This window comes from Arthrobacter sp. 147(2020) (assembly GCF_013116715.1).
In the GTDB taxonomy this organism is placed as follows: domain Bacteria; phylum Actinomycetota; class Actinomycetes; order Actinomycetales; family Micrococcaceae; genus Arthrobacter_D.
In genome coordinates this window covers 334,335-355,182 of sequence record NZ_JABFOM010000001.1, presented here as the reverse complement: position 1 = coordinate 355,182, position 20,848 = coordinate 334,335, and the positions used below count along the sequence as shown (strand labels likewise).

The window sequence follows — 20,848 nt, the reverse complement described above, 5'->3', positions numbered from 1 at the left end:
TATTTGCTCCTCAGGCCGCCGAGCGGCTTTCGTCATCAGCGGGAATCACAGGATGATTCAGCACAACAATTTGGGGTATTTTTCCCGGGGGGAAAGTCCGTCCGCCGGTGGGGACGTGATCCACACCGCCGTCGTTCCAGGGGTGGCATCGGCAGATCCGCCGCATGGCCAGGCCGCTACCTTTGAGGGCGCCATGCACGGTGACCGCTTCCAGCGCGTAGGCCGAGCAGGAAGGAAAGAACCTGCAGACGGGCCCATACAAGGGAGAGATGACCGTTCGATACAGCTTTAGGAGACCGATCATTGAGTTCGCCGGCAGGTCACGGAACTGGGAAACAGGAGAGTCGGCAGTGCTCATGTGCTGCCTCTCTTCCTGCTGGATGCTGAGTCAAATGCCCGGTCGAAGTCGCTAGCGAGCTGACTCCAGGTTGCATCAGCGGCAGGGGGCAGCGCGCGAACCACCACGGCCAGTCCGCTGGGATGCCGAGAGAGGGCTGACGCCGCCATTTGTCTTAGTCTCCTCTTAACGAGGTTTCGTGTCACTGCGTTCCCGACTGCCTTCGAGACGATAAATCCGAACCTGCTGGGATCTGTCTCAGACGTGGTTACCGCATATAACACCAAGTTCCGGCGCCCAGATCGGGAGCCGGAACGTACGGTATGGGTGAAGTCGGTTGCTGTCCGGACCCTGTTGCTACGCGCCAACATTTAGAGATTCCGGAACAGCTGGGTTGCTGTGACGTGTTGCGTCGCTGAACAGACCCGCGTCTTCGTCAAACTAGCTGCGGCAGCTTATGCCGACAGCTCGGTGCGGCCTTTGCCACGGCGTGCTGAAAGGATGGCTCGGCCAGCGCGGGTGCGCATCCGAAGGCGAAAGCCGTGCTTCTTAGCCCGGCGGCGGTTATTCGGCTGAAAGGTCCGCTTGCTCACTGTATTTACTCCAAGACAATCTTAGGATGCGTCCAGTCTGTTGCTACAAGGGGGAAGAACAGACTGGCGATTCGACGTGTGTTGTCTGCGGCTGGAGCAGGGGCCGTGCAGGTCGGTTCAGTGAACCGGTGCGCAGGCATGCAAAATGCAGACATATAGGACTACATAACGTTAGGCGACCGTGCCCACGCCAGTCAAACTGGGGCGGTCCGGTACCGATGGGGCGACCCTGTGGTGTTCTTTTGTTCAAAATCTGTGGACAACTCTACTTCCCATGTCCCGAAACACCCCCCGACGTGCTACCTGACGGACCCCCTGCAGGCCCGGAGACCAGCTATCTTCTGCACTACCCATCCTCTAGTCTTGCCCAAGAGCCATTTATCCACTATCTGTGCATAACCCTGTGGATGATGGCCATTTTTTCGATGGACATGGTGAGAGGTATTTGTGGGCCCGGACGAGATAAACGACGTAGGGAGTTCCTGGCGTAAGGTCATCCGCACCCTGGAACACGATGAACGGGTGACTCCGCGGCAACGCGGCTTCGTCGTGCTGGCTCAGGCGCAAGGGTTGATCGGGACCACCTTGTTAGTTGCTGTCCCCAATGAGCTGACACGTGAGGTCCTGCAGACCCATCTGAAGGCCGCGCTCGACGAGGCCCTTCGGGCGGTTTTCCGGGAGGACCTGCAGTGCGCTTTCGTCATCGATCCTGAATTGACCCCGGTCGAGGTGGAAGATTCCGAACCGGCGCAGGTAAGCGAACCTATTCGGGAAGAGACCAAGCCTGCACCCACTCTTCCGAGTAACTCCCACGAGTTTGGGCGCCTCAATCCGAAGTACATCTTCGATACCTTCGTTATCGGTTCGTCGAACCGTTTCGCCCACGCTGCAGCGGTCGCCGTCGCCGAAGCTCCGGCCAAGGCCTACAACCCGCTTTTCATCTATGGGGATTCCGGGCTGGGAAAGACTCACCTGCTCCATGCGATTGGGCACTATGCCCGTCATCTGTACACGGGCATCCGGGTCCGTTACGTGAACTCCGAAGAGTTCACTAACGACTTCATCAACTCCATCCGTGACGATGAAGGAACAAGTTTCAAGCAGACCTACCGAAACGTGGACATCCTGCTCATTGACGACATCCAGTTTCTGTCCGGGAAGGACCGCACCCAGGAGGAGTTCTTCCATACGTTCAATGCGCTCCACAACCACAACAAACAGGTGGTCATCACTTCTGACCTACCCCCGAAGCAACTTTCCGGGTTTGAGGAGCGGATGCGATCACGGTTCGAGTGGGGTCTGCTCACGGACATCCAGCCCCCCGAACTCGAAACGAGAATCGCTATTCTGCGGAAGAAAGCGATCAGTGAGGGGATGAGTGCCCCTGACGATGTTCTTGAATACATCGCATCCAAGATTTCCACCAATATCCGCGAGCTCGAGGGCGCACTGATCCGGGTCACTGCCTTCGCCAGCCTGAATCGCCAGCCAGTCGATGTGACGCTGGCCGAAGTGGTCCTGAAGGATCTGATCACTGACGACGGTGCCCAGGAAATCACTTCCGCGGTGATCATGGCGCAGACGGCTGACTACTTCCAGATCAGCATGGAGGAGCTGTGCAGCAAATCGAGAACGCGCACGCTCGTCACTGCCCGGCAGATTGCCATGTATCTGTGCAGGGAGCTGACCGATATGTCCCTTCCCAAGATTGGCCAGGAACTCGGCGGCCGCGACCACACCACCGTCATCCACGCCGACCGGAAGATTCGCGAACTCATGGCAGAGCGCCGCGCCATCTTCAATCAGGTCACGGAACTTACCAACCGGATCAAACATCGCCGGAAAGACGCCTAACTACAGCAGTGGTATTAACAGGTGTGGATAGAACTGTGGATAACCAGTCGAACAACCCGCTTAAAAATGAGGACAACTTTCCTTGGGCTGTGGATCCCCGGAAATTCAACGAATTTGCCCACACCCCGCGCCGAGCGCCCGTAACTTCTATACACAGGTTGTCAACAGGCGTACCCCAGCGGCTGGCGGCTCAACAGAGGTTATCCACAGTTTCAACAGGCGTTACTACCACTACGAACCTTAAACCCAAGAGTTTTCCAAATAACATTTTCCCTCCTGGCTCACCGCCCCCTGCCCCGCGCCAAATGCCAAAAACCCGTCGCGAAACGCCTCGCGCAGTCAGGCTAAGCTTTCTGTAAGTAATGTTGTTCCCTACCCTGCGGCAGATTCCTCCCCACCCGCCGGCTACGCGACTTCGCAAGATCCCCGAAAGAGAAAGGCGGCACCCTTCAGTGAAATTCAGAGTTGAGCGGGATGTACTGGCTGAGGCCGTGACCTGGACAGCGCGCTCCCTGTCCCCTCGCCCACCCGTTCCGGTGCTCTCTGGCCTGCTGATCAAAGCTTCAGGCGGATCGCTCAGCCTTGCCAGCTTCGACTATGAGATCTCAGCCCGCCTTGAAATTCCTGCCGATATCGCCGAAGAGGGAACCATCCTTGTGTCAGGGCGTCTTCTGGCTGACATTTGCCGAAGTCTGCCCTCTGCCCCGGTAGAAGTGGAAACCGAAGGTACCAAGGTCACCTTGACTTGCCGGAACAGCCGGTTCAACCTCGCGACGATGCCCGAGGGAGAGTACCCGGAACTCCCCACACCGCCCGAGGTTAGTGGAGTTGTCGACGGCGACGCCTTCGCCCAGGCCGTTTCCCAGGTGATCATTGCCGCAAGCCGCGACGATACGCTTCCGATCCTGACCGGAGTCAGGATGGAGATCGAGGATGATCTCATTACACTGCTGGCTACTGACCGGTACCGGCTCGCCCTTCGCGAAGTGACCTGGAAGCCCAGGACCCCCGGTATTTCCACAAGCGCTCTCGTCAAAGCGAAAACACTCAACGAGGTCGCCAAGACTCTCGGCAGTTCTGGCGACCTCAGCATCGCGCTATCGAATGACCGTGAGCTGATCGGTTTCGAAAGTGGCGGCCGCAGGACAACTTCGCTGCTTGTCGACGGCGACTATCCCAAGATCCGGGCCCTCTTTCCCGAAAGTACCCCGATTCATGCCACCGTCGAGACAAGTGTCCTTGTCGAAGCGGTTCGACGGGTATCACTGGTGGCCGAACGAAATACCGCTGTCAGGATGGCCTTCAGCCCCGGTCAGGTAACCCTCGACGCTGGCACCGGTGAAGACGCCCAGGCCTCTGAGGCCATCGAGGCGACCTTGGATGGGGATGACATTACGGTCGCCTTCAACCCGCATTACCTGAGCGAGGGTCTTGGCGCCTTCAACAGCAAATTCGTGCGTTTTTCATTCACCACGCCACCAAAGCCCGTGGTTATTTCTGCCCAGGAAGATGCCACCGGCGAGGACCGCACCGACTACAGGTACCTGCTGATGCCGGTACGCATGGCCAACCAGTAACCATCCAGGGAATCAATTCCCCGTCCCCCTTACCGACCCCAGGAAGCGAAGCAGAAATGCACATTGGCCTCATCGGACTCGGAAAAATGGGATTCAACATGCGGGAAAGGCTTCGGCGCAAGGGCCTGACCGTGACTGGGTTTGACCGGAACCCGGAGCTGACCGACGTGCCCTCGCTGGAGGCACTCGTGGCCAACCTCCCAACACCGCGCGTGGTGTGGGTGATGGTCCCATCGGGTGAAGCCACGCGGACGGTTATTGCAGAACTCGGGAACCTGTTGGACGGTGGGGATCTGGTGATCGACGGAGGAAACTCACGCTTCACTGAAGACCAGGCAAACGCTGGAGTGCTCGAGAACCAGGGCATCGCCTTCGTTGATTGTGGAGTTTCCGGGGGAATCTGGGGGCTCGAGAACGGCTATGGGCTAATGGTGGGTGGCTCGGACACCGACGTTGAACGGGTACTCCCCGTCTTTGACGCGTTACGCCCGGACGGCCCTCGTGAAGAAAGCTTTGTCCATGTCGGTGACGTTGGGGCAGGGCATTACGCCAAGATGGTCCACAACGGTATTGAATACGGACTGATGCAGTCCTACGCCGAAGGGTACGAACTTCTGGCAGCGAAAGACATTATCAAGGACGTCCATGGGACTTTCCAGGCCTGGCAACACGGCACTGTTGTCAGATCCTGGCTGCTGGATTTGCTCGTAAAGGCCCTGGAGGAAGACCCTGCACTGAGCCGAATCGCCGGATACGTTGAGGATTCGGGCGAAGGAAGATGGACAGTCGAAGAAGCAATAGCCAGTGAGGTTCCGGTACCGGCGATCACCGCTGCCCTGTTTGCCCGGTTCTCTTCGCGCCAGGACGATGCACCAGCCATGAAAATGGTTGCGGCGTTGCGTAACCAGTTTGGTGGGCACCCGGTTCGCGCACCCAGGGAGTCCGCGTGAGTGGAGCATTGTGTACGTTCAGCATCTGTCTCTGACGGATTTCCGAAGCTATAGCCAGGTAGAGGTCCCTCTTGAGGCCGGCACAACAGTCTTCGTTGGTCCCAATGGGGTTGGTAAAACCAACATCGTCGAAGCCATCGGCTATCTTGCTTCCCTCTCCTCGCATCGTGTCAGCACTGACAAGCCGCTGATTGCTTTCGACGCCGACCGGGCCCTGATTCGTGGCAGGCTCGTCCGAGGAACCCAGACCACGAGCGTCGAGGTGGAAATCAATGCCGAGCGGGCCAACCGTGCCCGGATAAACCGGGCGAATCCAGTCAGGGCCAGCAACGCCGCCGGTATTCTGCGCACCGTACTCTTTGCACCTGAGGATCTGGCGCTGGTGAAGGGGGACCCTTCGAATCGCCGCCGTTTCCTCGACGATCTGATGGTGACGCTGCTCCCGCATCGCGCCGGTATCGGCGGGGACTATGAGCGAGTTCTCAAGCAGCGCAATGCGCTGCTGAAATCCGCACGGACTACGGGTAGGTTTACCGCCTCCCATGAGGCAACCCTTGACGTCTGGGATCAGCACCTTGCCGAGACCGGCGCCAGGCTGGTGCATGCCAGACTTGAGGTCCTTCGGCAGCTACAACCCCATCTGCAGCACGCCTACCACCAGCTCACTGATGGGTCCAAGGTGGCACTGGCGTGTTACCGGTCGACCCTGGCGGGCCCTGCGGGCGAGGGACAGCCCGCCGAGGATGAGGCGCTCAATGGGATGAGCGTGGATGAGATAACTGTGAGATTCCTCGCCGAACTCCTGTCCCACCGGAAAAGGGAACTGGATCGGGGCATCTCGCTGGTCGGCCCGCATCGCGATGACATCGAGCTGATCCTTGGCGGAACCATTGCAAAGGGCTATGCCTCCCACGGTGAGACCTGGTCCATGGCATTATCCTTGCGACTCGGATCCTATTACTTGCTCATCGAGGATGATCACACTCCCGGAGGGACACCTGTCCTCATTCTCGACGACGTTTTCGCCGAACTCGATGCCAACCGCAGGAAGAAACTTGCAGCGATTGTCAGTGGCGCCGAACAGGTGTTGGTCACAGCGGCGGTGGGGGATGACATTCCCGATTCCCTGGCGGGACAGCAGTTCCGGGTAGTCCCGGGAGGGTTGGCCGATGGCGGACAGGACTGACCCAACCTCCGAGGACCCAGTGGGTAATGCCCCTCCTCCGGGTACCCCCTTGTCCGCTGCCCCATTTTCCAGCGCCGCAGCGGACGGAGACGATTCCACCAAGTCCCCGCCCCTGACCGAGGAATCCTATTTTGATGCTCCGCAGTCCCTGCTGAACCGGGTGCGTGATGCCTCGAAAGGCCGCGGAAACACGCGGTTGCCGGCGGGACGCCGTGATTCGGCCCCGCCCAAACGCCGCCATACCGGGTCGGTGACCTACACCGGGCGCGATCCGGAGGGCCTGGGAAATGTCTTTAATAGACTGTTGAGCGAGCGGGGCTGGAAGTCACCGGTAGCCGTCGGCTCGGTGCTTGCGCGCTGGGATGAGTTGGTTGGACAGGAGATAGCACTCCATTGCCGCCCCGAGAGCTTTGATGGAAATACTGTGTTGGTTCGGTGCGATTCGACTGCCTGGGCAACCCAACTGCGGTTGATCAGCCCTATGTTGATCCAGCGGTTCGATGCTGAGCTGGGAAGTGGGGTCGTGACGCGCATTTCGGTGTTGGGTCCTTCATCTCCGAACTGGCGAAAAGGCGGACGGACGGTCAAGGGCCGGGGGCCACGGGACACCTATGGATAGGACCGGAGGTCATATGCTCAGCTCCACCACTCTTGCCAGTTCGGTAAACGCCGTGTAGGGCTCTGCATTGCCCTCGGGAGGTATCCGGACTTGGCAGGTGCCCTCCCGGTCGCTCCTAACCGGCTTTATTCGCCAGTAGGGGCCTGTTTAGTGCGGTATTGGCGCGCACGGCAAGGTAGAATGGCTGTAGTGGGCATTCCCGAGGGGATGCCTTCAAACTGTTACCTGTTCGACAGGAAAAACAGTTCAGCTATTCACCGATTGATTCCTACCTTTGAGGAGCCGACAGCGCCTGTGGCTAATGACAACGAGCTGGACGCCAACACCCAGGGCACTGCGCAGCCGACTGCTGGCGCCCAAAATGGGACCACCGGCTATGACGCGAGTGATATCAGCGTCCTGGAGGGTCTTGAAGCCGTCCGTAAACGCCCCGGCATGTATATCGGTTCCACCGGTCCCCGGGGTCTGCACCACCTGGTCAATGAGGTGGTGGATAACTCGGTTGATGAGGCGCTAGCCGGGTATTGCGACACGATCAAGGTGACGCTTCTGGCGGACGGGGGTGTCCGGGTCATCGACAACGGCCGCGGTATCCCCGTGGACATGCATCCCACCGAAGGACGCCCCACTGTCGAGGTGGTTATGACTATCCTGCACGCCGGAGGCAAGTTCGGTGGCGGAGGCTATGCGGTGTCCGGTGGACTACACGGAGTCGGCATTTCAGTGGTCAACGCGCTCTCGGCGCGGGTGGAAACCGAGGTCAAGCGGCAGGGATATGTTTGGAACCAGTCTTTCGCCGATGGTGGTAAGCCTGTGGGCGAGCTCCGCCGCGGCGCTGAAACTACCGAAACCGGCACCACCCAGACGTTCTACCCCGATGCCACCATCTTTGAGACGGTGGAATTCGATTTCGAAACCCTTCGGGCACGGTTCCAGCAGATGGCCTTCCTCAACAAGGGACTGCGGATCATCCTGGTGGATGAGCGCGTTGTCGAGGTGGAAACCGAAGAAATCGCAGAGTCTTCCGAGGACGATGGCGTCAGCGAGGACGCCCCGAAGCACCGCCAGGTCGACTACATGTATGAGAACGGACTGCTTGACTACGTCAATCACCTGAACTCCTCGAAGCGCGTCGATGTCATCCACGAGGATGTCATCGGATTCGAGACCGAAGATACCGAGCGCAAGATCGCTGTCGAGGTAGCAATGCAGTGGACCAGTGCCTACTCGGAGAGCGTCCACACCTACGCCAATACGATCAACACCCATGAAGGTGGCACGCACGAAGAGGGTTTCCGTGCGGCCATGACCTCGTTGATCAACCGGTACGCCCGTGACAAGAACATCATCAAGGAAAAGGACGAGAACCTCACGGGGGATGACATCCGTGAGGGTCTGACAGCAGTCATTTCCGTCAAGCTTTCCGAACCGCAGTTTGAGGGCCAGACGAAGACCAAGCTGGGCAACTCCGAGGCAAAGGGCTTTGTGCAGCGTGTCGTCACCGATCAGCTCGGTGACTGGTTAGAACGGAACCCCGGCCCTGCCCGGGACGTGATCCGAAAATCAATCCAGGCCGCTCAGGCCCGGCTTGCTGCACGCAAGGCCAGGGAGTCCACCCGCCGGAAGGGGCTCCTGGAATCCGGCGGCATGCCTGGCAAGTTGAAGGACTGCCAGTCAAAGGACCCCTCAAAGTCGGAGATCTACATCGTGGAGGGAGACTCCGCAGGTGGTTCGGCCGTGCGGGGCCGGAATCCTGACACCCAGGCGATCCTCCCGCTGCGAGGGAAGATCCTGAATGTGGAGCGGGCGAGGCTTGATCGCGCGCTGGGCAACAGTGAGGTCCAGGCGATGATCACTGCCTTTGGCGCCGGCATTGGTGAGGACTTCGACGTCGCGAAAGCCAGGTACCACAAGATTGTGCTGATGGCCGATGCCGACGTTGATGGTCAGCACATCACGACGCTGCTCCTGACGCTCCTCTTCCGTTATATGCGGCCGCTGATCGAGAACGGCTACGTGTACCTGGCCCAGCCGCCGCTCTACCGGATCAAGTGGTCAAATGCCACCCACTCTTATGTCTTCAGTGACCGGGAGCGGGATGAAGTGATCAAGATGGGGCTGGCGAACAACCAGCGACTGCCGAAGGAAAACGGTGTCCAGCGTTACAAGGGCCTCGGTGAGATGAACTACACCGAGCTGTGGGAGACCACCATGGATCCGGACAACCGTACGTTGCTCCAGGTCACCGTTGATGATGCTGCTGCCGCCGACCAGATTTTTTCGGTCCTGATGGGTGAAGATGTGGAATCACGGCGAAACTTCATCCAGCAGAACGCGAAGGACGTTAGGTTCCTCGACATTTAGCGGGAATGAGGCGACGGTCGAGCGTCGCCATCCTTTCCAACGGCCTTGATACTTAGAAAACTGAACGGAACTGACGTATGAGCGACGAAGAAACACCCGACCTTCCCCTTGAAGGGCGGGTCCTCGCCGATCGGGTTGAGCAGGTCGACCTGCAGACGGAAATGCAGCGGTCCTACCTGGATTACGCGATGGCAGTGATTGTCGGCCGCGCGCTCCCGGATGTGCGAGACGGGCTTAAGCCGGTGCACCGCAGGGTTCTGTACGCAATGTTCGACGGCGGCTACCGTCCGGACCGCTCCTTCAACAAGTGTGCCCGGGTGGTGGGTGAGGTCATGGGCCAGTATCACCCCCATGGCGACACAGCGATCTACGATGCCCTGGTACGCCTGATCCAGGACTGGACCATGCGCTATCCCCTTGCCCTGGGACAGGGAAACTTCGGCTCACCCGGCAATGATGGCGCTGCTGCTCCCCGGTATACCGAAACCAAAATGGCCCCTCTCGCCATGGAAATGGTGCGGGATATCGACGAGGAAACAGTCGATTTCCAGGACAACTATGACGGGAAGAACCAGGAACCGACGATCCTCCCGGCCCGGTTCCCCAACCTCCTGGTGAACGGATCCTCCGGCATCGCCGTCGGTATGGCCACCAACATCCCCCCGCACAACCTGCGGGAGGTCGCCTCGGGTGTTCAGTGGTACCTCGAGAACCCCGATGCAACCAAGGAGGAGCTCCTCGAGGAACTCCTGATTCGGATCAAGGGACCGGATTTCCCCACCGGCGCACAGATCCTGGGCCACAAGGGCATCGAGGACGCCTATCGGACCGGCCGCGGATCGATCACCATGCGGGCAGTGGTGAACGTTGAGGAGATCCAGGGCCGTACCTGCCTGGTGGTCACCGAGTTGCCGTACCAGGCTAATCCGGACAACCTGGCCATCAAGATTGCAGACCTCGTCAAGGATGGCAAGATCAGTGGTATCGCCGACCTGCGCGATGAGACCTCGGGTCGCACCGGCCAGCGGCTGGTCGTTGTGCTCAAGCGCGACGCCGTCGCGAAGGTGGTCCTGAACAACCTGTACAAGCACACTCAGCTGCAGGACAATTTCAGCGCCAACATGCTGGCCATCGTCGACGATGTTCCCCGCACTCTAAGCCTGGACGCCTTTATCCGCCACTGGGTCACCCACCAGCTCGAAGTGATCGTCCGCCGGACCCAGTACCGCTTGCGGAAAGCTGAGGAGGCCGCCCACATTCTGCGTGGCCTGCTGAAGGCGCTGGATGCACTCGACGATGTCATCGCCCTGATCAGAAGGTCCTCAACCGTCGAGGATGCCAGAAATGGGTTGATCACGCTGCTGGAAATCGACGAGATCCAGGCCCAGGCCATCCTGGACATGCAGCTTCGCCGGCTCGCTGCCCTGGAACGCCAGAAGATCCAGGATCAGCACGCCAAGCTGGAAGCGGAAATTACCGAGTACCAGAAGATACTTGCCTCCAAGCAGCTGCAGCGGGACATTGTGTCCACTGAGCTCCAGGAGATCGTTGACAAGCACGGCGATGACCGACGCACGGAGATTCTTCTGGGCTTCGACTCGGATATGAGCATGGAAGACCTGATCCCTGAAGAGGAAATGGTTGTCACGATCACCCGCGGCGGTTACGTCAAGCGGACCCGTAGCGACAACTACCGTCAGCAGGCCCGCGGCGGCAAGGGAATCAAGGGTGCCCAGCTCCGCGGCGACGACGTGGTCGAGCATTTCTTCGTCACCACCACCCACCACTGGTTGCTGTTCTTCACGAACCTGGGACGGGTATACCGGGCCAAGGCCTACGAGCTGGTTGAGGCCGGCAGGGATGCGAAGGGTCAGCACGTAGCGAATCTTCTGGCTTTCCAGCCGGATGAGACGATCGCCCAGGTTCTTGACCTGCGGGACTACCAGCAGTCCCCTTACCTGGTGCTGGCCACCCAGCGGGGCCTCGTGAAGAAGACACGGCTGGAGGACTACGACACCAACCGCACGGCGGGGGTGATCGCCATCAACCTGCGCGACGGCGATGAACTGGTCTCCGCTCAGCTGGTCTCCGAGAGCGATGACATGATGCTGGTGTCGCGGAAGGGTCAGTCCCTCCGATTCACCGCCACCGACGAGGCATTGCGACCCATGGGTCGTGCCACCTCGGGTGTGACGGGAATGAAGTTCCGCGAGGAGGATGAACTTCTGGCGGCCAACGTGGTCACCGACGAGTCCTTCGTGTTCGTCGTCACCGAAGGTGGTTTCGCGAAGCGGACCAAGGTCGAAGAGTACCGCGTGCAGGGTCGGGGTGGCCTCGGCATCAAGGTCGCCAAGCTGGCCGAGGAACGAGGCGACCTGGTGGGCGCCCTCATCGTCCAGGAAGAAGATGAGGTGCTCGTGGTCATGGGCGGAGGCAAGGTGGTCCGTTCAGCGGTTACCGGTGTCCCGGCCAAGGGCAGGGACACGATGGGCGTCATCTTTGCCAAGCCCGACAAGAAGGACCGGATCATCGCCGTCGCGCGGAACAGCGAACGGGGACTGGCCATTGAGGAAGGTACCGCTGAACTGGTGACCGGAGGGGCTGAATCCGCTGGCCCCGCGGTCGATGAAGTACCGTTGACGTCAGAGGAAGCGGCTGAGCCAGACGCACAGTCGCCGGATAATGGAGGTACCGAGTGAGTTCGCCTAACTCAAACCCGCGGGCAACCGGAAGCGGATCGGTCAAACAGACCGGCACCGGCCCCCGGGTGAACGCGCCCGCACGCCCCGCCCAGAAGCCCTCAAACGCCGCGCCCGGCAACCGGCCGGGGTTGGTGAAACCAGCGCCAAAGGCCAAGGCACGTAAGGCGAGGCTGCTGGTCAGTAAGGTGGACCCCTGGTCTGTACTGAAAATGTCTTTCCTGCTGTCCGTCGCGCTGGGGATCGTGACTGTGGTCGCGGCGATCGTCATCTGGACGGTACTGGACCTCACCGGAATTTTTGACGGCGTGAATGACCTGTTGCGCGAAATTGCGGGAACCGAGAGCGGAGGGTTTGACCTCCGTCAGTTCGCCTCACTGGGCCAGGTGGTGTCTTTCGCGACCATCATTGCGGTCGTGAATGTGGTCCTGTTGACTGCTTTGGCAATGCTTTCGGCCGTCCTGTACAACATTTCCTCCACTCTTGTCGGCGGAATTGGCGTCACCCTCACCGACGACTAACCAGGCATGTCCGAGCCGGGTTCGGGCCGATTTGATGATTGCAGAGATACTCCTGTAAAGTCGTATTTCGGCCCGAACAGGCTTCGGGGCGTATAGCTCAGGCGGTTAGAGCGCTTCGCTGATAACGAAGAGGTCCCAGGTTCAAGTCCTGGTACGCCCACGGACCTACCACCCGCAGGTCACTGCGACAGGAGGAACACTGTGAAGAAGTTGTTGGTAGTTGCAGCAGCTCTCGCCAGTGCTTTCGCCTACAAAAGGTGGCAGGAATCCGAGAGGGAAAAGGCAGTATGGAGCAAGGCAACCGACACGGTTGACTAGGCTATACTGATCAGGTTGCCATAACGGCAATCGTTCGGGGGCATGGCGCAATTGGTAGCGCACCTGCTTTGCAAGCAGGGGGTTCGGGGTTCGAGTCCCCGTGCCTCCACCGAAGGGAAAAGGTCCCGGTCTTCTGACTGGGGCCTTTTCCTTTTAACTTATGTTTCCTGGGTGCTTTAGTGTTACTGGGTGATCATCTTCCTGTCGGTTCTGGGTGTCCTTGGCGTGGCTGCGTCAGGTCCTATCATGGCGGCGACAGTGGCGCCGGCACTCGCAATCGCCTTCTGGCGGAATGTGATCGGCGCGCTCGTGATGGGTGGCCCGGCTGCACTGTCGAAACGTCACGAGTTCAAGGCCCTCCGGCGGACCGATTTCATCCGCCTCTCCGTCGCCGCGACCGCGCTTGCCCTCCACTTTGCCTGTTTCATTACAGCCCTCAAGCTCACCTCGGTGGCCGCCGCGACGGCGTTGGTCTGCCTGCAGGTGGCCTGGATTGCCCTGTTCAACGCGATTCAGGGCTCCCGCCCTGCCACCAAGGTGATAGTAGGACTGGGGGTGGCGCTGGCCGGCGTCGTCGTCATCACGGGTTTTGACCTGACTCTGTCCCAGGACGCGATTATCGGTGACCTTCTGGCCCTGGCGGGAGGAGCCCTTGCTGGCATCTACCAGATGGCAGGGGCAGGTGCGCGGAAAACCATGTCGACCGGAACATACACCACCCTCTGCTACGGCGGGTGCGCGGTGATCCTCCTGGCGCTCTGCCTGATCTTCAGGCAACCGCTCACAGGATTCTCCCCGGCAGCCTGGGTCGGAATTCTCGCCGTCACCCTGGTGGCACAGCTCATGGGGCATACGGTCTTCAATCACCTGCTTGCAGTGATGAGCCCCCTGGTGGTTTCGATGATTATCCTGCTGGAGATTCCCGGTGCGGCCCTGCTCGCCGCTGTCTTCCTGGGGGAACAGTTGCCGGCGGGAACCTACGGGGGGCTGCTGCTGATCCTGATAGGCCTGGCTATCGTGGTTCGGGGTCAGACGAATGGCCGCGCGCGCGCCATCGAAGAGGCCGCGACGGTCCCCCCTCCCGCGATGGGTGGATCCTAGGGGCTCTCTGCCGACTCCTTGGCGACGACCTGGGGTGTGCCGCCACGTTTCGCGGTTTGAGGGCTGCGTGCCGAGTGCACTGCCCGAATCATTTTGGCCGGGTAGTAGATGGACATGAAGATCAGGGGTGGGACCTTTAGGATCCGTTTGTTGATCTGGTGGGCCCTATAGGTGCGGTCAAACCGGGTGACGTAGTAACGATAGTCCTTGGGTGAGTCTTCCAACCGTCGGGCTGACATGCCGCTGACCATTGTGGGCAGGTATCTGATGCTCAGGTCGTGTTCGGCAAGGTGGAGCGACAGGTCAATATCCTCGTGCATCTCGTCGGATTCGTCGCGGCAGGATGAATCACGGATCTGCTCCCAAGCCGTGCGCCTAATGGCCATGTTTGATCCGAACAGGAAGTGGTACTGATTGCGTGCCAGTTTCAGGACCAGTTGGCGCAGCTTGTCGTCGGCCAGTAGTCCCCAGCGACGCATCGGCATATCGTAATAGACCACGGGGCCGGTGGCTGCAGCCACCTCCGGATCCAGGAAGCCGGCAAGTACCTGTTCCACCCAGTCAGGTTCGGGCACTGAATCCGCGTCGAGGCGGCCGATGACGGTTCCCGCCGCGTTGTCGAACCCGAAATTACGGGTGGGAATCAGGCCCTGTTCGGATGAATACTCAAGAAGCCTGATGGGGCTTTCAGGATATTCCAGTTGCATCTGCCGGACAATCCGGTTGGTGCCGTCGGTGGAGCGGTTATCGACCACCAGGATCTCCTCAGCGGGCACTGACTGGTAGATCGCCGCAATCAGGCACTGCCTGATCACGCTTTCCTCGTTGTACGCCGGAATGACTATCGAGACGGCGTTCTGGGGAGGGGACACGGCGGTAAATCTACCACTGGTCATACGGTTCGGGAGGGAAGTGGCAAAAAAGAAGAAGGACGGCTCCACGGGAGCCGCCCTTCTTTCTTAGTTACACCAATTGACTACTTGGTGGCATCCTTCGCTTCTTCAGCCGCATCCCGGATCTTTCCGGTGGTGGCCGTCCCCGCCGACTTGGCCGCGTCGGTGGTTTCCTCCACTGCCTCTCCGGCTTTGGCGGCTGCGCGATCGGCGGCTTCCTTGATGTCGGCTACAACATCCTTGGCCTCCTTGGCACGCTCAGCTTCGCCGGTGGGCTTGGTGTCCACCTTGACGGGGGTCTTCCAAGGATCCTCAACGGGCTTGGATGCACGCCAAACGGCTACACCTGCAGTGATCGCTGCGGCGATGATGCCGAAGATCAGCCAGCCCTTGCTGCCACTCTTCTGACGCTTCTTCAGGTCGCGGGAAGCCTTCATGGCTGCCGCAGCTGCAGCCTTCTGGGCCTTCTTGACAGCCTTCTTGTCACCGGTCACCCGGGTGACCGCGCGATTCACTGGCTCCGGGATGGTTGCACCGGACAGTGAGCGGGACACTGAGTCCGCCGCGTCACCCAACTTGTGGGACAGCGTGGGCAGGTAGTCGCCAACAACCTTGTCCCGTGCATTGTTGATGGCAGGGGCGGCCCGATCCAGAGTCTTCTGGATGTGCGGCGTGGTGCTGTCCACCACGTGCGAAATGCGTGGGGCGACTTTGTCCAGTCCGTCCTGAATACGGGGGGTGACGGTCGAGATGCCATCGGAAATTCCGTGGGCGGCTCGCTGCACTCCGTGCTGGATTGCAGGTGAGGCCGATCCGTAGCCTTTTTCGATACGCGGTGCCACCCAGTTGTAGGCGGCATCCACTCGTGGTGCTGCCCAGTCCCGCGCGGCTTCGGCACTCGTTGCGACGGTCTTTTCGATGTCGCGTGTCATACGTTTGTTTTTCTTCACATCTGCCTCCCGGGGATAGTGACTGTTGACTGTCAGCCTACGTGTTATCGCTATGCCGTGCTATTCGTTGCCTGGATTCCCGCTTATTTTTCACTGTGCGCGGAACACTTCATTCTCAGCTCTTTACCAGGGGGTGCATGAAAGAATGGGGACATGACAGCTATTGCAACAGCACAGGCAACTATCCATACCAACCTCGGCGATATCAAGGTAAACCTTTTTGGGAATCACGCCCCGAAGACCGTGCAGAACTTCACCGGTCTCGCCACGGGAGACAAGTCCTGGACTCACCCCAAGACCGGTGAGGAATCCACCAAGCCGCTGTACGACGGCACCATCTTCCACCGCGTCATCAAGGACTTCATGATCCAGGGTGGCGACCCATTGGGTCAGGGAATTGGCGGACCAGGCTACCAGTTTGACGACGAAATCAACCCCGACCTTGACTTCACGGCACCCTACAAACTGGCCATGGCCAACGCGGGAATCCAGGGTGGTCGCGGTACCAACGGATCGCAGTTCTTCATCACCTCCGTACCCACCACGTGGCTGCAGGGCAAGCACACCATCTTCGGTGACGTCACCGATGAAGCGTCGAAGGCGCTCGTGGAGCAGCTCAATGCGATTCCCACTGACTCCCGGGACAAGCCACTCGAAGATGTTGTCATCAACTCGATCACGGTAGAGCAGCTCTAAAGCCCACATGACATACGGAATCCCGGCGGATCAGCCGCAACAGGAAGTCCCCGTGTGCCCCCGACACGCAGACCGCGTCAGCTACGTCCGCTGCCAGCGGTGTGGCAGGCCAGCGTGTCCGGAGTGCCAGCGGCCGGCTGCCGTCGGGATTCAGTGTGTCGATTGCGTGAAGGAAAGCGCACGCAACGCCCCCACTCCACGAACTATCTTCGGCGGGGTGGCCCGGCAGGGGAAACCCATCCTCACCTTCTCCATCATTGGCGCCTGCGCGGTGTTATTCCTGCTGCAGAATCTCATCCCCGGATTGACCGGGGCACTGGCTTACAGGCCTGCCTATACCTCTGAGTTCATTCCCCCCGAGCCCTGGCGGATGCTGACGGCCGCATTCCTTCACTCCACCGGTTTCCTGCTGCACATAGCCTTCAACATGTACGCACTGTGGATTATGGGCCAGGCTCTCGAGCCCCTGTTGGGTCGTGGCCGGTTCCTGGCGCTCTATCTCCTCGCAGCCTTCGGCGGCTCTGTAGCCGTCCTGCTGCTTTCGAATCCCCTCCAGTCGGTGGTGGGAGCCTCCGGAGCTGTGTTCGGACTGTTCGGCGCCATGCTGGTGGTGCAGCGCCGGAGGGGCGGCGATGTGCGCCAACTGGTGGTTCTGATTGCCATCAACGGCGTCCTCGGCTTCGTGGTACCGGGAATCTCCTGGCAGGCCCACCTCGGAGGGCTCCTGACCGGTGCTGCAGCCGCCGCGATCATCGCCTACGCCCCGAAGGGAAGCAACCGGGCGCTGATCCATTGGGGCGGTCTGGCAGGACTTGCTCTCATCCTGGTGGCCCTGACCGTCCTTGGTGCCACCCTGGTCGAGCTACCCCTTCGCTGAACGTTGTCCACAGGGTTTATCAACAGCGGGGATAACTTACACACATGTAATTCCACAGCTGTGGATAAGCATGGGCCCGGATCTTAAGGGAATGGAGAGCTAAATCCCCAAAGTTACCCACACCTGTGGATAACTTAGTGCACAACGTGTGTACGAAGCATGGGGCCAGCCATCTGAGGGTTGGGAGCCCATAAAAAAGCGCCCACCGTGGCCGTGGGAGAGAAGGCCAGCTGGCCACTCTCCGATGGCCACCGCGGGCGCGATCACTAGCGGAGGGTCAGCGCCACCGGGTGGTCATCAGGAACCCGACAATGGCCAAGCCAAAACCAATCAGGATATTCCACGAGTCGATCGAGGGGATGGGAAACCGGGCCTCGGAGACGTAGTAGACAATGATCCAGAGGAGGCCCAGGATCATCAGCCCAAACATCACCGGCTTGTACCAAACCGGGTTCGGCTTCGGTTCGGTGGAGGCGGGGGTCTTGGACTGGGTCGGCTTCTTGCGGGACTTCGACTCGGGCACTGGTCCTCCTAGATGGGTGAAGCCAAAGCAGCTTCGCCATGGTGTTTACCCTCACAAGGGCTCGGCAGTCGGTGATTACACACGCTATCCTGAAAAAAAGGATCAATGTCATCAGCACGGTGGAAGCCTAATTCTAACCAATGAACCGGTCGCAGGGTGCCGTAGCCTCCATGATCGTCGGTGGCAGGTACCCGTCGCGAACACGGTAAATGCTGGGAGCACCGGTCCTACCGCTTTCGATAGTTCAACGATTGGCAGTCCACGAGCCTTATGTCCAAAACCACCCGCATTCTGGTTATCGACAACTACGACAGTTTTGTCTACACCCTGGTCGGCTACCTCCAGGAACTGGGCGCCGAGACAACAGTGGTGAGGAACGACGACGTCACGCTGGCTGAGGCGATTGCTCTCGCCGAAGTGCGCGACGGCGTACTGATCTCCCCAGGCCCCGGAACGCCGGCTGATGCCGGGATCTGCGTCGACATGATCAAGTGGTGTGGTGCGAACTCCCTGCCCATGCTCGGCGTCTGTCTAGGGCACCAGGCCCTCGCTGAAGCCTTTGGGGGGACGGTCACCCACGCCCCGGAGTTGATGCACGGCAAGACCTCGCTTGTGGAGCACGATTCCGGCAGCATCTTCACCGGCCTGCCGTCGCCACTGACGGCCACCCGTTACCACTCGCTGGCTGCGGTGAGCGAGGTGGTGCCGCCGGAGCTGGTGGTGACTGCCCGCACGGCTAGCGGGATCATCATGGGCCTGGAACACCGGACTGCCCCGTTGTGCGGCGTTCAGTTCCACCCCGAGTCCGTCCTCACCGAGGGGGGCTACCGGATGCTGGGGAACTGGCTCGAGTTCCTGGGGCTGGCCGGTGCAGCCGAGAAGTCTTCAACCCTGAGCCCGCTCATCTCCAAGTAGTCAGAACCGCTCAGGGTTCCTCAGGTGCTTCCGAGGGGGTTTCACTGGCTGATGAAGTGGGTTCAGGGTCGCTTGAAGGCTCCTCTTCCGGGGCAGGTTCAACCGCCACGGTCAGAACTATTTCAGTACCTGGTGGGACGGTCGATTCAGGGTCGGCGCTCTGGTCAGTCACAATATTCGGTTCGACCACGGCGTTCTCCACTTCCTCAACCCTGACGGTCAGGCCGCGGACCGGATCCTCCAGCAGGGCTGTTGCCTCCTCGATGGGCAGCTCGATCACCCGCGGTACTTCCACCACCCCCGTCGAGAGGACCAGGTCCACCTCCGAACCGACCGGTACTGATTCACCGACGGCAGGGCTGGTAGAGATCACCCGGCCGGCGGGGACCGTTGCGCTGTTCTCCTCGGTGACTTCTCCCCCGCTGAGATCTGCCGACGAGAGCGCGTCGCGGGCAGATGATTCTGTCATTCCGGTGATGGCCTCGGGGATCACCGCCTCGGAGGGACCTTCGGAGATGGTCACATTGACCGTGGAGCCCGGCTCGATCTCGGCACCAGCCCCGGGATCGGAATCGATCACTAATCCCGGATCGACAGTGTCGCTGAAATCCTCTTCGAACTGCGGGCGAAGGTCGGCGGCAAAGATGGCATTCGCCGCCTCGTCCTGGGTCATTCCCTCGACGGTCGGCACCTCCTGCAGCACCGGACCCTCGGGTTGGGTATTCAGGAGATTGAACAGCACAAATGCTCCACCAGCGAGAACCAATGCCACGATGATGAAGAAGGTGGTGGTCCACGCGCGGCGGGTGGCACGCCGACGATCCTCGTCGTCATCGTTCGGATCTTCGAAGGTTCGCGGCATAGGCAGCGGAGGCTGCTCGTCGGTGACGGGCCCAGAGCTCATGGACCCCCCGGCCAGGACCTTTGCCATGGCGCGGGTCTGTGGACCCTCGTCGTCAGTCGCCGCGGGCAGGGTTGAAAAGGCCTCGGTTGCGCGCTCCTGGGAGGAGGCAAGGATAACTCCGCGCCGTGCTTCCTGCAGCGCGGTGCGGAATGCGACTGCGTCCTGGAAACGGTCCTGGCGGTCCTTCTCCAGGGCCCGTTTCAACACTGCGTCCAGCGCCGGCGACACCTCCGGATTGAACTGGCTCGCGGGTTTTGGCTCCTCCCGGACATGCTGGTAGGCCACCGACACGGGGCTGTCGCCGATGAAGGGTGGGCGGGCGGTGAACAGCTCGTACATCAGGCAACCGGCAGAGTAGAGGTCACTGCGCGCGTCGACTGTCTCTCCTCTCGCCTGCTCAGGTGAGAGGTACTGGGCGGTCCCGATCACTGCCTGGGTCTGGGTCATCGTGGCGGCGGAATCGGCGATGGCCCGGGCGATGCCGAAGTCCATCACTTTGACGTTGCCCTCAGGGGTGATCATCACGTTGGCGGGCTTGATGTCGCGGTGCACAATTCCCGCCTTGTGGCTGTATTCCAGCGCTGACAGGACCCCCACCATGTGTTCAGCCGACTCCTCGAGGGAGAGTTCACCGGCCCGGATCAGGTCACGAAGGGTGCGCCCGGCCACGTACTCCATCACGATGAACGGCACCCGGACATCGTCAATGGAACGCCCAACGATGTCTTCCTCGCCGGTGTCGTAGACCGAAACGATCGTTGGGTGGTTCAGAGCGGCAACAGCCTGTGCCTCACGGCGGAACCGCGACTGGAACAGGGGGTCTCTGGCCAGGTCCCGGCGGAGCACCTTGATGGCGACCGACCGGCCCAACCGGATGTCACGGCCGAGGTGGACATCAGCCATGCCGCCACGGCCGATGAGCTCACCTACTTCGTAACGTCCGTTGAGGACCCTGTCAGTGGTCACGTGGT

At 60.3% G+C, this 20,848-nt stretch carries 20 protein-coding genes and 2 tRNA genes; 15 read left to right on the top strand and 7 right to left on the bottom strand.

The annotated features are described in order from the left end of the window. Window positions 1–10: 10 nt before the first annotated feature. From yidD to rpmH, 3 genes are all read right to left on the bottom strand, one after another. Window positions 11–358: a membrane protein insertion efficiency factor YidD gene (gene yidD, locus HMI58_RS01720; RefSeq protein ID WP_171584866.1), complete on the bottom strand. Its 348-nt coding sequence runs from the start codon at window positions 356–358 to the stop codon at window positions 11–13. Next, window positions 355–708: a ribonuclease P protein component gene (rnpA, locus tag HMI58_RS01715; protein ID WP_171584867.1), complete on the bottom strand. Its 354-nt coding sequence runs from the start codon at window positions 706–708 to the stop codon at window positions 355–357. Before rnpA ends, yidD begins: the two co-directional genes overlap by 4 nt. 84 nt (window positions 709–792) lie before the next feature. Further along, window positions 793–930 carry a 50S ribosomal protein L34 gene (gene rpmH, locus HMI58_RS01710; RefSeq protein WP_022892375.1) on the bottom strand — a complete coding sequence of 46 codons (138 nt, stop codon included), beginning with the start codon at window positions 928–930 and terminating at the stop codon, window positions 793–795. A gap of 447 nt (window positions 931–1,377) precedes the next feature. Here rpmH and dnaA point away from each other — a divergent pair, with 447 nt between their 5' ends. The 12 genes from dnaA (at window position 1,378) to HMI58_RS01655 (ending at window position 14,119) form a co-directional block, all read left to right on the top strand. Then, complete coding sequence (dnaA, locus tag HMI58_RS01705) at window positions 1,378–2,784, top strand: chromosomal replication initiator protein DnaA (RefSeq protein ID WP_171584868.1); 1,407 nt, start codon at window positions 1,378–1,380, stop codon at window positions 2,782–2,784. Between the two features lie 452 nt (window positions 2,785–3,236). Continuing rightward, window positions 3,237–4,361: a DNA polymerase III subunit beta gene (dnaN, locus tag HMI58_RS01700; RefSeq protein WP_171584869.1), complete on the top strand. Its 1,125-nt coding sequence runs from the start codon at window positions 3,237–3,239 to the stop codon at window positions 4,359–4,361. Between the two features lie 56 nt (window positions 4,362–4,417). Continuing rightward, window positions 4,418–5,311, top strand: a complete 894-nt coding sequence (gene gnd / locus HMI58_RS01695) for a phosphogluconate dehydrogenase (NAD(+)-dependent, decarboxylating) (RefSeq protein WP_171617922.1) — start codon at window positions 4,418–4,420, stop codon at window positions 5,309–5,311. A gap of 10 nt (window positions 5,312–5,321) precedes the next feature. After that, window positions 5,322–6,497: a DNA replication/repair protein RecF gene (gene recF / locus HMI58_RS01690; protein WP_171584870.1), complete on the top strand. Its 1,176-nt coding sequence runs from the start codon at window positions 5,322–5,324 to the stop codon at window positions 6,495–6,497. Window positions 6,498–6,609: 112 nt separating this feature from the next. After that, window positions 6,610–7,116: a DciA family protein gene (locus tag HMI58_RS01685; RefSeq protein ID WP_225667846.1), complete on the top strand. Its 507-nt coding sequence runs from the start codon at window positions 6,610–6,612 to the stop codon at window positions 7,114–7,116. A 312-nt stretch (window positions 7,117–7,428) separates the two neighbouring features. After that, window positions 7,429–9,480 (top strand): DNA topoisomerase (ATP-hydrolyzing) subunit B, encoded by a 2,052-nt coding sequence (gene gyrB, locus HMI58_RS01680; RefSeq protein ID WP_205207818.1) that lies wholly within the window; start codon window positions 7,429–7,431, stop codon window positions 9,478–9,480. A 77-nt stretch (window positions 9,481–9,557) separates the two neighbouring features. Beyond that, window positions 9,558–12,179, top strand: a complete 2,622-nt coding sequence (gyrA, locus tag HMI58_RS01675) for a DNA gyrase subunit A (RefSeq protein WP_171617921.1) — start codon at window positions 9,558–9,560, stop codon at window positions 12,177–12,179. Then, a complete protein-coding gene (locus HMI58_RS01670; protein WP_171584874.1) occupies window positions 12,176–12,700 on the top strand; it encodes a DUF3566 domain-containing protein in 525 nt (174 codons plus the stop codon). The genes gyrA and HMI58_RS01670 overlap by 4 nt, the downstream gene beginning before the upstream one ends. Before the next feature lie 86 nt (window positions 12,701–12,786). Next, window positions 12,787–12,860: transfer RNA gene (locus HMI58_RS01665), tRNA-Ile, on the top strand. 41 nt (window positions 12,861–12,901) lie between these two features. Continuing rightward, a complete protein-coding gene (locus HMI58_RS14580; protein ID WP_318779110.1) occupies window positions 12,902–13,018 on the top strand; it encodes a DLW-39 family protein in 117 nt (38 codons plus the stop codon). Between the two features lie 36 nt (window positions 13,019–13,054). After that, window positions 13,055–13,127: transfer RNA gene (locus HMI58_RS01660), tRNA-Ala, on the top strand. 80 nt (window positions 13,128–13,207) lie between these two features. Continuing rightward, window positions 13,208–14,119: a DMT family transporter gene (locus HMI58_RS01655; RefSeq protein ID WP_171617920.1), complete on the top strand. Its 912-nt coding sequence runs from the start codon at window positions 13,208–13,210 to the stop codon at window positions 14,117–14,119. Here HMI58_RS01655 and HMI58_RS01650 read toward each other — a convergent pair. Then, window positions 14,116–14,991: a glycosyltransferase family A protein gene (locus HMI58_RS01650; RefSeq protein ID WP_318779109.1), complete on the bottom strand. Its 876-nt coding sequence runs from the start codon at window positions 14,989–14,991 to the stop codon at window positions 14,116–14,118. The two genes, HMI58_RS01655 and HMI58_RS01650, sit on opposite strands and share 4 nt — an antisense overlap. Before the next feature lie 104 nt (window positions 14,992–15,095). Beyond that, window positions 15,096–15,944, bottom strand: a complete 849-nt coding sequence (locus HMI58_RS01645; protein WP_171584877.1) for a hypothetical protein — start codon at window positions 15,942–15,944, stop codon at window positions 15,096–15,098. Between the two features lie 171 nt (window positions 15,945–16,115). Between HMI58_RS01645 and HMI58_RS01640 the strand changes: the two genes are divergently transcribed. Together HMI58_RS01640 and HMI58_RS01635 are read left to right on the top strand one after the other, a co-directional pair. Beyond that, the gene (locus tag HMI58_RS01640) at window positions 16,116–16,658 is read left to right on the top strand and encodes a peptidylprolyl isomerase (protein WP_171584878.1); all 543 of its coding nucleotides are present in this window, start codon (window positions 16,116–16,118) and stop codon (window positions 16,656–16,658) included. A 7-nt stretch (window positions 16,659–16,665) separates the two neighbouring features. Continuing rightward, the gene (locus tag HMI58_RS01635; RefSeq protein WP_171617918.1) at window positions 16,666–17,535 is read left to right on the top strand and encodes a rhomboid family intramembrane serine protease; all 870 of its coding nucleotides are present in this window, start codon (window positions 16,666–16,668) and stop codon (window positions 17,533–17,535) included. A gap of 277 nt (window positions 17,536–17,812) precedes the next feature. Here the strand turns inward: HMI58_RS01635 and HMI58_RS01630 are convergent, their stop codons facing one another. Next, window positions 17,813–18,058 (bottom strand): cell division protein CrgA, encoded by a 246-nt coding sequence (locus tag HMI58_RS01630; RefSeq protein ID WP_171584880.1) that lies wholly within the window; start codon window positions 18,056–18,058, stop codon window positions 17,813–17,815. Between the two features lie 270 nt (window positions 18,059–18,328). On the opposite strand from HMI58_RS01630, the gene HMI58_RS01625 reads away from it, so the two are divergent. Next, window positions 18,329–18,973 (top strand): gamma-glutamyl-gamma-aminobutyrate hydrolase family protein, encoded by a 645-nt coding sequence (locus HMI58_RS01625; protein ID WP_171617917.1) that lies wholly within the window; start codon window positions 18,329–18,331, stop codon window positions 18,971–18,973. A 10-nt stretch (window positions 18,974–18,983) separates the two neighbouring features. Here HMI58_RS01625 and pknB read toward each other — a convergent pair whose 3' ends face one another. Continuing rightward, on the bottom strand, window positions 18,984–20,843 hold the full coding sequence (gene pknB, locus HMI58_RS01620) for a Stk1 family PASTA domain-containing Ser/Thr kinase (protein WP_171617916.1): 1,860 nt from the start codon (window positions 20,841–20,843) through the stop codon (window positions 18,984–18,986). Between the last annotated feature and the right edge of the window lie 5 nt (window positions 20,844–20,848).